10 protein-coding genes and 1 pseudogene are annotated in these 13,937 nt (G+C 41.4%); 5 read left to right on the plus strand and 6 right to left on the minus strand.

The window, feature by feature from the left end:
• Positions 1 to 5: 5 nt before the first annotated feature.
• Together AC0J2X_RS10665 and AC0J2X_RS10670 are read left to right on the plus strand one after the other, a co-directional pair.
• Positions 6 to 1,733, plus strand: coding sequence for a solute:sodium symporter family transporter (locus AC0J2X_RS10665; RefSeq protein ID WP_472996012.1), 1,728 nt, complete (start codon positions 6 to 8; stop codon positions 1,731 to 1,733).
• 307 nt (positions 1,734 to 2,040) lie between these two features.
• Positions 2,041 to 4,449, plus strand: coding sequence for a TonB-dependent receptor (locus AC0J2X_RS10670; RefSeq protein ID WP_014951136.1), 2,409 nt, complete (start codon positions 2,041 to 2,043; stop codon positions 4,447 to 4,449).
• Between the two features lie 122 nt (positions 4,450 to 4,571).
• On the opposite strand, the gene AC0J2X_RS10675 is transcribed toward AC0J2X_RS10670, so the two are convergent.
• Positions 4,572 to 5,567 carry a cation diffusion facilitator family transporter gene (locus tag AC0J2X_RS10675; RefSeq protein ID WP_472996013.1) on the minus strand — a complete coding sequence of 332 codons (996 nt, stop codon included), beginning with the start codon at positions 5,565 to 5,567 and terminating at the stop codon, positions 4,572 to 4,574.
• Between the two features lie 394 nt (positions 5,568 to 5,961).
• On the opposite strand from AC0J2X_RS10675, the pseudogene AC0J2X_RS10680 reads away from it, so the two are divergent.
• Both AC0J2X_RS10680 and AC0J2X_RS10685 read left to right on the plus strand, forming a co-directional pair.
• Positions 5,962 to 6,285, plus strand: a pseudogene (locus tag AC0J2X_RS10680) (glycoside hydrolase family 16 protein); the annotation flags it as partial.
• A 243-nt stretch (positions 6,286 to 6,528) separates the two neighbouring features.
• Positions 6,529 to 6,798, plus strand: a complete 270-nt coding sequence (locus AC0J2X_RS10685; protein ID WP_015068647.1) for a response regulator — start codon at positions 6,529 to 6,531, stop codon at positions 6,796 to 6,798.
• Positions 6,799 to 6,884: 86 nt separating this feature from the next.
• Here the strand turns inward: AC0J2X_RS10685 and AC0J2X_RS10690 are convergent, their stop codons facing one another.
• From AC0J2X_RS10690 to AC0J2X_RS10705, 4 genes are read right to left on the minus strand one after another with little or no spacing between them, the layout of a single operon-like run.
• Positions 6,885 to 7,037, minus strand: coding sequence for a hypothetical protein (locus tag AC0J2X_RS10690; protein ID WP_020742482.1), 153 nt, complete (start codon positions 7,035 to 7,037; stop codon positions 6,885 to 6,887).
• Between the two features lie 21 nt (positions 7,038 to 7,058).
• Positions 7,059 to 7,505, minus strand: a complete 447-nt coding sequence (locus AC0J2X_RS10695) for a MaoC family dehydratase (protein WP_015068648.1) — start codon at positions 7,503 to 7,505, stop codon at positions 7,059 to 7,061.
• A complete protein-coding gene (locus AC0J2X_RS10700) occupies positions 7,505 to 8,638 on the minus strand; it encodes a radical SAM protein (protein ID WP_015068649.1) in 1,134 nt (377 codons plus the stop codon). Before AC0J2X_RS10700 ends, AC0J2X_RS10695 begins: the two co-directional genes overlap by 1 nt.
• A gap of 23 nt (positions 8,639 to 8,661) precedes the next feature.
• Positions 8,662 to 9,414, minus strand: a complete 753-nt coding sequence (locus AC0J2X_RS10705) for a Phenylacetic acid catabolic protein (protein ID WP_015068650.1) — start codon at positions 9,412 to 9,414, stop codon at positions 8,662 to 8,664.
• A 917-nt stretch (positions 9,415 to 10,331) separates the two neighbouring features.
• On the opposite strand from AC0J2X_RS10705, the gene AC0J2X_RS10710 reads away from it, so the two are divergent.
• The gene (locus AC0J2X_RS10710; RefSeq protein ID WP_015068652.1) at positions 10,332 to 10,898 is read left to right on the plus strand and encodes a recombinase family protein; all 567 of its coding nucleotides are present in this window, start codon (positions 10,332 to 10,334) and stop codon (positions 10,896 to 10,898) included.
• 26 nt (positions 10,899 to 10,924) lie between these two features.
• Here AC0J2X_RS10710 and AC0J2X_RS10715 read toward each other — a convergent pair whose 3' ends face one another.
• Positions 10,925 to 13,930, minus strand: coding sequence for a Tn3 family transposase (locus tag AC0J2X_RS10715; protein ID WP_088941599.1), 3,006 nt, complete (start codon positions 13,928 to 13,930; stop codon positions 10,925 to 10,927).
• Between the last annotated feature and the right edge of the window lie 7 nt (positions 13,931 to 13,937).

The following is a 13,937-nucleotide window of genomic DNA, read 5'->3' on the forward strand; positions in this document are numbered from 1 at the left end:
AGTTCATGGATATCACCCTTACCCTATTGTCATGCATGGCATTTATGGCACTGGTTGCCGTTATTTCTTACATGAAAACAAAAGGGGAAGTAAACACGCAAGACGGTTACTTCCTTGCAGGAAGAGGGTTGACCGGCACTTTTATTGCTGGGTCCATGATCCTTACCAACCTTTCCGCAGAGCAGCTTATTGGATTAAATGGCTCTGCCTTTGGGTATAACTTAAGCGCCATGGCGTGGGAAGTTACCGCTGGTATTTCTACCATTATTATGGCGCTTATTTTCTTGCCTCGTTACTTAGCGGGCGCTTTCTCCACCCTACCTGAGTTTTTACGCGACCGTTTCGACGATAGCGTTCGCAGAATGACGGTAGTTTTGTTTATGGTGGGGTATTCGTTAGTTACCATTCCATCGGTGCTTTACTCTGGCTCTATTGCCGTGCTTAGGCTTTTTGATGTACCCGGGCTTTTCAACGTAAGCTATGAGGTGGGACTGGTACTTACCATCGTCATAGTCGGTACGATTGGCGCTCTCTATGCCATTTTCGGTGGTTTAAAAGCGGTAGCCGTATCAGACACGATTAATGGAGTTGGCCTTTTAATTGTGGGTTTATTGGTTCCCGTCCTTGGCTTGGTGGCCTTAGGCGACGGCAGCTTTAGCCAAGGTCTATCTACTATTGCTACAACGGAAACTGAAAAGCTCAATGCTATAGGTGGTTCCGACGACCCTGTTCCTTTTGGTACTATTTTCACGGGTATGATTTTAGCCAATTTGTTTTACTGGGGTACTAACCAATACGTAATTCAGCGAACCTTAGGCGCTAAAAATCTGGTTGAAGGCCAAAAAGGGGTGTTGTTCTCTGGCTATTTTAAAGTGCTTGTGCCCTTTATGATGATGTTACCAGGCGTGATTGCTTATCACTTATATCAAGACGAAAATCTTCAAACTATCGACCTTGCCTATCCTCATTTAGTTAAAGATGTACTCCCACAGTATTTGTCGGGTTTCTTTTTAGCAGTATTGCTTGGTGCGGTGTTTAGCTCTTTTAATTCACTGCTTAACAGTGCTGCCACCCTATTTTGCTTAGACGTATACAAACCCTTCAAAAAAGACAAAGTGAGCGACGAAAAGCTTATTCGCGTTGCCAAGATCACCAGTATTGTTATTGCTGTGCTTTCTTTTATCACGGCGCCGCTGCTTATGTTTGCCCCTGAAGGATTGTGGCAAATCATTCGCATATTTACCGGCTTTTACAATATTCCCGTTATCACTATTGTGCTTGTTGGCTTATTTACAAAACGCGTTCCTGCGCTGGCGGCAAAAGTCGCGATTATCTTCCACGTAATTGCCTATGGACTGCTAAAGTTCGTATGGGAAGTCGATATTAACTTTATCCATATCTACGCCATTTTGTTCGCTATTGAATTGGCTATTATGTTGACTATAGGCAGGCTCTACCCAATGACTACTCCATGGCATTTCACTGCAAAGGCTGAAGTCAATATGACGCCATGGCGCTATGCCATTCCCTGCGCCATCGTGCTTGTTGGCCTTATCGCAACGCTTTACCTGATGTTCTCTCCTATAGGCTTTGTGAATGGACTAAGCAACGCGTTTGTCCCTGCACTAGTCGGCTTGTGGGCAACATGTTTCGTGGCAATCGGTATAAGTCTGAAATGGTGGCGAGTAAAGTATGAGCAAGGCTTGAAGCGCCTTGCTTCTCAGCACGCCTAACTCTCCTTCATCATTTTTGTATAGAAAAAACACAAAAAAATTAACATAACGTTTGCAAACGGCTTAACAATTGTTTAACTTAACCACTCTTATATAAGACATCAGATGCAAGATATCTTTTATATAGAAGACCGTATTTTTACGCTATTGAATTTTGCTATTGAAAGAATAATACGCGTAGCGCTGTACCCTACGCAGCCAGAATAAAAAACGAAACGCCGATTACTTGCTCAAATGCTTTTGTATCCGAATAAAGGTAGCAAGGTGTAAGTGAGGGCGTGATAAGCGAAACACCCTGGAGAACAACATGAATACAAAGAGATCACTCATCAGCAAGGCGGTAACCCTTGCTATGACATCTGGATTGCTACTTCACACCAATGCATTTGCGCAAGAGGCAGATACAGAGCAAGTCGACGCCTCAAAAGATGATAAATCATTTGAACAAATTGTCGTTACATCGCAAAAGCGTGTTCAAAGCATCAGCGATGTGCCCGTTGCTGTATCAGTGTTACGCGGTGACCAGATAGAATCTGCCTTTGCTAACAATGTTGAAAATCTACAAGCGCTTGTGCCTTCTGTGAGCTTCCGCAAAGGGACAACAACTCGAAATTCAGCCTTAACCGTTCGTGGTATTGGAACAATTTCATTTAGTATCGCCGCAGAGCCAAGCGTAGCCACGGTGGTAGATGGCGTTGTATTAGGGCGTTCTGGTCAAGCGTTTGCCGATTTGTACGATGTAGATCGAATTGAGGTATTACGTGGTCCACAGGGTACTTTATTTGGCAAGAACGCCTCTGCTGGTGTGGTAAACATCACCACAAAAGATCCTTCTCAGGAGCTCACAGGCAGTCTTTCTACTGAGTTTTATCAAGATAACGAATACCGTTTAAAAGGCACAGTAAGTGGTGGCTTAACCGACGACCTTTCAGCCAGCTTAACCGTCTTCCAAGGTAAATTCGACGGCTATATCGACAACGTTTACAACAATGAAAAAGTAAACGGCTATGACCGTGAAGGTGCCCGTGCAGTTGTGGTTTACGAGCCAACCAATGATTTAAAAGTAAAGTTCATTAGCGAAATTTACAGCGCGGATGACGACTGTTGTGCTGATTTAGAAGGCGTATCTAGCGGTCGAAATCCCGACTCAAAGGCAGCACCCAACAGTGAGACCATTGCCGACGGTATCGATTTAGAGCAGCGTCAAATTGATCATGACTTCGAATCTCGCACTATTGACGACCACTCGGCCTTCTCCGTACAAGTGGACAAAACCATTGGTGACTACACCTTCACGTCGATCACTGCCCAGCGCTCGTGGGAAAATACAGAATTCCGCGAAGGTGATTTTACGTCTATTGCTGGCGACAGCGACCAGCCAGTATTTGGAGTGCCGTTTCAGCTGCATGACGTAGGTGAGCAAGAATGGAGTCAGTTTTCTCAAGAATTCCGTGTTGCATCAAACCTAGCTGGCCCATTCAACTTCTTAGCCGGTATGTTCTACTGGAACATGGATTCAGAGCGTAACTTCACTCGTGATGCAAGTTGCCAAAACAATAACCTTCAACTTGACCAAGCACTGACATTCTATGCGCAGAATAACCTGTCTGGAGACGCGCTGACAGACGCACTTTCTGACCTAGACGCTTACGCTAATTCACTAGGTGTGACATGTAATGCCAACGACATTGTGTCTGCCACGGCATTCATGAGCACTGAGTTTAATAACTGGGCCGTTTACGGAGATGGCACCTACGACTTAAGCGATGACTTACGCCTTATCTTCGGTCTTCGCTATACCGATGATGAAGTGTCTTACACTCACCGTCGTATAAGTAACGACGAATATGGACGCCGCGGTGTGGGCGTTCGCCCTGCGACCGAGAACACCGATGCAGAAGGTGTGGTAGATGAAACCAATTTGTCTGGCCGCCTTGGTGTTCAATACGATCTCGACCAAAATCAAATGGTTTATGCAACCTATTCCCAAGGCTACAAAGGCCCTGGTTTCAATGTTTACTATAACTTCAATCCAGAGAATGACGGACGCCCTATTGGCGCGGAAGAATCTGACGCTTACGAAATTGGCTATAAGTACGCAAGTCGCGATCTACTTTTAAATATCGCGCTATTTAGCACCGACATTGAAGGCTTCCAAGCAAACAACTTTGATTGTTCTGACGGCGCATGTATTACGCGCCTTACCAATGCTGGTGATGTGACGACCCAAGGCGTTGAAGTAGACTTTATGTGGAACGCAACCGACAACCTAACGCTAATCGGTGGCGCTGCGTACACCAAGGCTGAGATCGATAGATTTAATTGTCCTGAAGAAGCAGAGTGTACCGACCGTTCGGGCTTGGATGTACCATTCTCACCTGACATGAAATACTCGCTGTCAGCGGAGTACTTCATGGAAACAGAGCATGGTTTTGACGTTTACTACAACGCGTCTTACATCTATACCGATGAACAGTACTCTGACTTGCCAGGCAACACGGGTGAATTCAATCCTCACTCATTGTTACCAGACTACAGCATGCTTAACGCAAGCGTTAGCTTCTCATTCAAAGACGATGCCTTCCGCGTATCTTTGATTGCGAAGAACTTGCTTGATGAAAGCTACGCGACCACATATAGCGGCGACAACTTCCGCTATCAAATACCGCGCGATGCAGATCGCTATTACGGCGTAGCATTTAAAGCAAGGTTTTAATCTCGTTATAAATTAAAAAACGTGTGTGTTGAAAGGGGCGTGTGAACGCCCCTCTTTTTTGCACAACTACAGACTGTTAGTCCCTGAAAATCAAAACAAACGCCTTTGACCAAATAATAGTATTAATTTATCTCTTCGTGCTGGTGTTCATGAGAGTGGGCGTGTAAATGGTCATTATCATCACGACATGGCTCACCCGGCAACTCAAACTCTATCGTGGTATGAGCAAGTTCAAAGGGGGCTAAACGCTCGTGAACTTCCTTTTTGAGTGCTCTCAGTTTGTCATTGTCTATTGCACAGTTTATTACCACGTGTGCAGTAAGCACGTGCTGCTCTCCGTCAAGCGACCAAAAATGTACATGGTGAATTTCTTCAACGTGCTCGATTTTCAAAAGCGTGTTGCTAATAGCATTCCTTGTAGCCAAGTCAGGTACGCCCTGTAGAAACAAAGACATGGTCTGCACAACATACCGAACAACATTGACCAAAATAAATAGCGTAAAACCAATAGATAAAATTGGGTCGAGTATAGGCCATTCAACAAAATGGAGCACAATGGCTACTACCAGTACCGCTACCCACCCCATCGTGTCTTCAATTAAGTGCCAGTTAAGCACCTTTTCATTCATCGAATGACCGCCGTGGAGTTTATAAGCTGCAAATCCATTCACGACAATACCGAGGATCGCTAATCCAATCATACCCTCTGTAACGGGCATTTCGGGGTTAGATAAACGAGGGATGGCCTCAGACAACACCCAAATTGAGCCAATCACCAAGATAACGCCGTTGATCATAGCTCCCATAAGGCTTAGCCGTTTGAAGCCATACGTATACTTTTCGGTAGATGCTTTATTCCCGAGCTTACTTAAACACCACGCCAGACCTATGGATAGAGAGTCTCCTAAATCGTGAACAGCATCTGCCATTATGGCGACACTGTTAGTAAGCCAACCCCCGATGAATTCAATAATAGTAAAGATGAAATTTAGCCAGAACGCCCATCCAATGCGTGTGGAATCTGTGCCTAGCGCTTCAGCATGCGTACCGTGGTGATGGCCGTGATGCTGACTTTTATGATGATTGGAGGCGGTAGTACTGTGATTGTGGTGATGCATAATAACAACTCACATGTGATCGTATATTGAGCTTAACGTGATGTGTACCCAGGTGCGAACAAAATATCGAGCACAGATCATTAACAAGCCCCTGAGACAATTTGTAAATAGTGAGTGAAACAAGCATCTTTAAATTTTAACCCACCTCCCAATACAAACTTATATTATTGTTTTATTTGGAAATAAAAGAAAAACAACAAAAATAAGACCGACAGCCAAATGTTAATTTTTTGAGAACAGTATTGATCTTTATGTGTCAGTCGCTTAATGTAATGTAAGCGCTTTCAAACAGCCATTTTTATTTGACCTAAATTGTAAGCGCTTACAAAAAGCTTTTTACGTGGCATTTGCCACTACATAAAAACCCAATTTCTTTAGATCAGGGCTGAAAACAATGACGAAAAAAGCATCTCAACTTTCGCGGATAGCTGCCGCGATCTCAGTCGCAACCCTATTTGGCTGTGGAGGCGGAGCAACCACATCTACAGACATCGACGTTGTTGATCCTGCGGCACCCGTTTCTGACTGGGAGCTGGTATGGAGCGACGAATTCGATGGGAACAGTATTGACGATGACAACTGGACTCACGAAGTAAACTGCGACGGTGGCGGCAATAATGAATCTCAGTGTTATACCGACAGCGAAGACAATTCATTTGTGTCTGACGGTAGCCTAAAAATTGTTGCTCTACCCGCGGAAGAAGGGGTTTTGCGCCCATCCCCTCGAAATCGGCATCAGAATGATGACGGCCAAATGAACGCGCTTTTTGTGAATTCTTCGAAAAACTGCCAAATAATTAAAAATAGGCATAGATAACTAAAATGATAAAAGCTTCTGCTGTGAGAATGACCCTCATGCTTGTTCAAGCAATAACTGCGCGTACAGTGAAATAGTCTTTTGACTAATGGTAGACATCGCCAAGACTATTACTACTAGTAGACAAAGTTGTGAGGTGTCCACATGTCTAAAGATGTAAATAAGCTACTCGCAGGTCAACTTCTGATTGTTGAAGATGACGCCATTACTTCTGAACTTATATCAAACAACCTCACAGCATTAAAGAAAATCCGTATTGTTGCAAACGGTAAAAGTGCAGTTAAGTTTTGCCAATTGTATAAACCAGATATCATTGTGCTAGATGTTTACTTACCAGACATCAATGGTATTGAGCGCTACCGACTTCCTAAAGAAGCCACTATCTCTCTCAACTCTTCAACAATGACTTGTTAAACACTTGAATACTTCAAAACAATTAGAAACATATCGAGAGTTGATACATGTAGATCAATTGACTGGTGTGTTTAGTCGGTACTATTTTAGTATGCACTCAATACATCATAAGCGGCATTTTCATCAGCATGGACAGTAGTTGAGCCGCAGATATGCTTTGTCATCGCTGCTTCAACGGCATCTGAATTTTCAGAACGAATAATAACAAGTAAACTTGAGGGGCGTTTTCGGGTTAGCAATCAACACCCCTCTAAATAGTTCTAGTAGAGGATGATGCTTGCGTTTGCTCTAACTGTCACATTGCCAGCTGGATCGATAATAGTACCCGCATTGGCGTAAATTGTACCGCCGAGACTCTTTTTATACTCCTTTGACTGTACAACCCAATTCATAGTGTAGATTGTATTGGGTTTTATCGGTGCTGTGAACTTTACATCCATGTGAGCTCCAAGCATAGGACCAAATTTCATGAAGTGAGTAGGAAGAAGAGCGGAAAATACTGCAGTGATATGGCTGCCACTTGCAATAATCCCTCCAAGACGAATTGTTTGTTCGTTATCTGGGTCATTATGTACAGGATTTAAATCGCCAATGAACTTGGCTCCATCTACTACTTCCTTCTCACTTAAGAGTAATTGGGACTCAATGATGTAGCCTACGTCTGGCAAATATTCTTTCTGCTCCTGAACGCTTTGCATAGATTGCATTAGCCAACCTCCTTTAGAAGATGGTGCTGATTTCTCAGATTAAGATTTTCGCTAGTTTGCAATGATGGCGCGGAATAGCGGAAATCATGAGCCCATACAAATTGATGCCAATAGCTCTCTGCAATCTCAATCCATATTTTGAGTAGATTTTCATCTTTGACGAATCTCTTTTGATTTATCATTATCCAACTCATTACAGCTTGGCTGTCTCTACAATCCTCGCAATGTCCTGAAGTGCAGCAAAAGTTTACCGTTTTGCAGTCTGAGGCGTAGGCATTAAATCCTGGAAGTACAGCATTACCGTTCTTAATTCTTTCAGCATTTTGTGGATGGTCTACACTCACACTGGGGCAAACATCATATCCAAAATCTCCCCAGTGACTTTTCCCTGTTACCATAGCTTCAATGTAGTAAGGGTGGCTAGCGAGTGTCTCTGGAAACAACTCCCTGACTCGCAAAATTTCATCAAGTAATCTTTTTTCGTACTTGGTCCGGAGTGGATCGCTCGTACCATACTTACTATAAAAATTAACTGAGACTGTATTTCCATTTTCCGATATTTTTCTCACTGTCTCTTCGATATGAGCAATTCCATCTTCAGTCACTGCAAAAATGAAATGGGCTCTCGGATCATATTTATAGTTCTTAAGAGCAGTCTCAAATAGACCCGAAAAGGAGTTTCCGTTAGGTTTGATCGCTCGCAGGTCATCGTCTAGAGAGCCACCACCAAACAAAGAGATTAAAACCGAAAAATCCTTAAAGCCTTCTTTGGGCAAAGCTTTAAGACCATTGGTTGATATGCTATTAAACTCCATAATCTCAGCAAATAATTCGAGTCTTTTGGGATGGAGCGTAGGCTCGCCTCCTATAATCAGACTAGTATTGATACCTCTATTCCTCTCAGAGATAAGAAACTTTTTAATTTCATCCTTTTTGGACAAATCTTTTGTTCTTTTGTCAAAGTCATATTCAAAAAACCAACAACCTTTACACCTTATATTGCACGCTGTAGTGATTAAATACTCTGACACTCTAACTCTTGAACTAATTTGTTTAATCCGTTGATAACGAGCATAATATTCAAAGTCACCGTTAAGCCTTTTAAATATTGCATTTTTGGTAACATCTTTCATAAGCAAATCCTTCTAGCATAAGATTAGAGAAACTTTCTGTTTGCAGTATCGTCTGGTACATGAAGTCCAAGAGCTTCTAATTTTCTTCTGGCCTTTTCCGCAAATTCGTTGCGTGCAACGGAATATGACTTTTGCCTCAACCCGTATTTCACGTACAATTCTGACCTTGGGGAATCACTTCTGCCAAAGGTATCAAGTGTTACTGGCCACATTCTTATAAGAGCTTCTTGAATTTGCTTGAATCCATTTTTCGTCTTACACATGCTCCTCGTAATCCTGAATCCATGCCCAACGTGCAGTTTTTCATCCTTTAAAACATGAGGGCACATGTCAGCAATAGGCCTGTAGGAACTTTGAGCCATTTCCTCTAGGACATCAATTACAGCGTCTTCTACAAGAGTCGAAATCAATGCTCTTTCAGCCCAATTTCGACAACTTTTTACGGCTTCGGTCGCGTAGAACGCTCTATCGTTCAAGTTTTGCGATAGCATAAATGACGTATCTATACCAATATCTAATAAAATGTCCGCAGCTCTTTGATAGTGGTCAAGTTCATCCTTGGCTAATTCGCAGCACACTGCTTTCTCGTAGGGGTCATTTGTCAAAAAGTAAAACAATTTTACATAGTCATCAGCTCCAGAAAGTTCCCCTTCAGCATGGGCAGTCAATTGCCTCTTAACGAGATCTTGATATTCTTTAGGTGTTTCAAGTAGTTCTGATGGAGTTGATATATGGAATGGGCTTACATCTTTTACAGCAATAGATTCTTGTAGCATTTCACAGTCCTTTTTGGAAAAGTAGTTACCAAGAACAAATGCGAAGTTAATCTTGGTAAGGTCCTGTCTATAGGATGCCCACCTTTTTCAGAAATTCAAATTGCTACTAATGTTCATGACAGCAGAAAATGAGTTACATCAATGCCTAACAGATAACTGGACCTTTAAAGCAAACACATGTTTTACTTGAACCTACAAAATAACTCAAAAAAATCAAGGCGAGTTCCACACAACGTCATACGGCTTTCCAATTGGAAAGTCCATACCACAAAATAACCATAGAAATGATCTGCAAATTTGTAAAGACGTTGTTTAAAAAATTTGCCAGAAAGTAATAAAGTTATTAACTAAGTTCTTAACGCTGGGAATTGATATCACGAGCTACGACCATACCTAAAGTATAGTCGCGTGATTACTAAAGGAACTTGACGGTCTAACTAACCTGAACTCGGTTTAAGAAATTGAACTAATTGCCTGTTCCAAGATCCGATCTTTCGACCAAGAAAAATATGGACCAAAAAGTGTTCAGCGTTCTCCAAGTCCCAATGCCACATACCGTCCAATGACGAGTGTTCAATAAACCTGAATATGCGCGTATCGGATTGAACTAAGTCGAGCAACTCTTTCTCAAGTCTATGCAATGGTAATACCTTTTAGTTCAACGCCGACGTTTGAACTTCCTCTATTTACACCTACTGCTGTGTTAATGATAGCGTCAGTATCTCAATGAAGAAACTAATTAAATTAATACTAAATCAATAAATTCATCAAACAAGAAAGTATTAAAAAACGACCGTTTTATGAGAGTGAAAAGTATTTTCTCCGCTCGGTCTGATTTTATTGGTTCTATTTGTTTTATAAACCCATCTCATTTAATATAGTCTCATAAAGTCATTTTTCAACATGTAAATAAGATTATGGGGCTCAAAATAGGGTATGCTCGAGTAAGTACATCTGATCAAGACTTAAATCTACAGATCGATGCGTTAATGAACAACGGGTGTGCTCCTGAACATATTTTTACCGATAAAACGTCGGGAGCAAAATCAACTCGACCAGGATTAGATAAATGTCTTGATACATTGTCATCTGGAGACATTTTAATAGTATGGCGATTAGATCGTCTTGGCCGCTCAATGTCTCACTTGATCAATTTGATTGAGTCATTAGTTGAAAAAGACATTGGATTCAAATCGATCCAGGACGGTGCTATTGATACAACAACAGCTTCAGGTGAGTTGATGTTCAATATATTTAGTGCATTGTCGCAATTTGAGAGACGATTAATCCAAGAGCGGACCAATGCTGGTTTATCTGCTGCAAGAGCACGAGGACGGAATGGCGGTAGACCTAAAATCGGTATCAACAACCCTAAAGTCCAGATGGCAAAGCAGATGCACCAAAATAATTCACTTTCTATAGAGTCTATTTGTAATTCACTTTCTATATCTAAAGCAACTTTCTATCGTTATTTAGCAATGTGATTATAAGAAAGCAACTCATTGAACTATTATTCACTTTGCAGAGGCTCCACACCACTAAGCAAACCTGCCAAATCAATCGCTTTACGATTTTTGTTAAAGGCATACTCTCCGTTCAAGTTGATGTGCTGCCAAGCAACCGGTGATAGTTTAGAAATAATATCTACCACATCTTGTCTACCGTTTCTTTCTTGGATCTTCAAAAAGGCTGATAACAAGGCAGAATTATAATAGATAATACAGTTTGAAATGAGCCGCGCACAATCATTCCATTGAGACACCTGATAATCGTTACCACCACGAAATCTATTACCATTGACTGAGGTAATGGCTCGTTTTAACTGGTGATAGGCTTCCCCTCTATTTAACGCTTGCTGAACATAATGGCGTAGTGTTGAGCTATCAACGTACTCCAAAACGTAAATCGCTTTAATTAGACGATCATACTCATGCAAAGCTGACAACGTGCGACTCTTGCCGTTACTGAGCTTTCTAATGATGGTGCTTTGAGTAGTTGTCTTTTGGCTAAGAGAACAAAGGATATGTTGAATGTTTTCCCATTCTTCAGCCACTAATTTATAGTTAACGTCTTTCTTTAACTGAATTCGGCCACCTTCTTCTTCAGTAACTTCAAATAAGTCAAAAAACACTCGTTTCATTTTTGCGTATCGAGGCGCAAAGGTGTAGCCAAAGAAATCTAAAATAGCGAAATTGACGTTATTCGTGCCGTGGTTATCGGTGGATAACGTATTTGGCTGTATCTCAGAGGTATTGTTGTAAAGCAAATCAAATGCAAAATGACCTTCATATTCATTCGCGCCAATAACTTGAGTATTCACTGGCACATGATTTGACACTAACGTCAGCGCTGAGACACCTTTGCCTTTGGCAAAATACTTGGATGAATAACGGGCTTTAAAGGTGTTGATCCTACACTCGAATTTTTGACCATCGATGCTTGAAAATAACTGATTGTCATCAATATGGTAGTAAGCAAATATTGGCAGGATAGCAATGGCATTAGAGATCTGATCATTAGACTCTTTCAGCGTCTCGTATCTGATGTAACTATCATTAACACTGCGCAACTTTCCCATCGAACGGTCGGAGATATTGGCCATTTTATATAGGCCGTAATTCGTACCGTTGGCGAGTATGCAGGCAACCAGATCTTCTTTGTCTACTGATGATTTTTGTTTTGTGGTAGCGATATGTGTAAAAGCATTGAGGTAATTAGTTTTTTCGTCAACAAACAGCATAAGCTCGACAATACCCATATGCTGAATTTGATTATAGAGAGGGTTATCAACCGTTTGTTGCCAGCGGCTATTTGGGATAGACCATTTTAGTTCTGACTTACCAGGTATAACTTCGACGTATTTGTTGTCACCACTGAATATATGTGTGCCAGCCTCTTTCAATTTCACTTCAAGCTGATACTGCTTCTCATCCAAGGTTTGGTTAATTGGTGCTGATAGTTTATCAAGCCCTGTATTTTCAATAATATCGTCTTTGTTTTGCCATTCTTTTGGCTGGATTAAATCTGAACTCAGACTACGATTATTGACACTCTCTTTTACGGTAAGGCTATTGTTTTGAAATAGTTGCTCTGCTTTACGATACAGGAAGTACTCAAAACGAATAGCTATTTGCTTAGAAACTTCTCCTTGCAAATACCCTCGGTCACCTTTGGGTACCAAGTCTAGGTTGATGGTTCTAACAGCCTTGCATTCACTGAGTTCAGAGCGCAACGTTACATACTGATTATGTAAATCATCTTTTAAATGGATAAACTCAATGTCTATGGCCATGAACAAGGAGCGTAGAAGTTTACTCACCTTGCTTGACTGTTTATCAATAAATTGCCACTCATATTTACGCCCATCAAAATCATTGCTATCAAGATGTTCGCTAAGCAATTTAATGTTCTCAGCAGGTAGCAACTTAAAGGCTTTTTTGCGTACATCGCCAAAGGTCAATGCATCGTCAATATCGCTGTCAATGAAGTAATTCAGCAGACTGCCAGCCGATTTCAATTTTGTTCTGACAATGTTTATATCTTCGATAACTCCCTGTTTGGCGTGACTCTTTGCTCCTTCAGCAAGCTTTCGGACGAGATAGATAAATGCAGAAACGAGGTTGTCGTTAGTTTCGCGGTACCTGAAGAATAGATAACAAACAAGATATAACAAGGTTTGACTATCAGCATGTCTTTTTAACTTATAAACCGACTTGTGTTTTACTAAAGACGCGTAGTATTCAAGGTTTTTCGGTGACAGCTCTAATTCAGCAATCAGTGTCTTAATTTCTGGATAAAGCGCACGTATGATTTTATGCGTCTTTAGTTCTTGTGATATTTGGCTGGCTGAAAAATCCTTCGCCATGCGCTTTAACATAGCGAGATCTGTGAACGTGCTTTTGGAATCAAGCAATCTAAGAAGCGTAGCTTTTGTATCACTGCCTAGGTTTTGGTTCAGGACAGACTCAATGCGACTACGCTCACTAGAAAGTACACTCGATATGATATCTTGAAGTGTCGTATAACCAGCTAACGCAATCCTGTTTTGTCCAAAGTAAGCAATGCATTCATCAAACACATATCTTGGCTCTTGATTGATTTTAACAACGACATTGAGCCTTTTGAGTAAAGGTGCCTTGTCATTCTTGCTCTGGTAAACGGAGAAGCCTGTATAAGTCAGAAGTTTTCTAACTAACGCTGTTTTGGTTCGCGGTGGAATATCTTCATCTTGAACGCTTTTATCGCTGAAATATTTTGCTTTAACGTAGTTAAAGTCAGGTTCAACATCTGAGAATGTAAAATTGAAAATTATTGGTCTGGATCTGAAATAACCCAATAAGAGGATAAAATAGATTCTGGTCTCTGTTTGCCTCAACGTATTGACCAGTTTCTGAGTTTCCTTGTCGAGTGAAAAGTAGTCTTCTCTGTCGGAGTGACTAAAGTTGGGGAGAGCATAAAGTTCTTTGACTTCAAACGACGTGAGTATTTGAATGCGTTTTGTTTGTTCAGCAGCGATGGCATAT

Source organism: Alteromonas sp. R7, assembly GCF_055755235.1.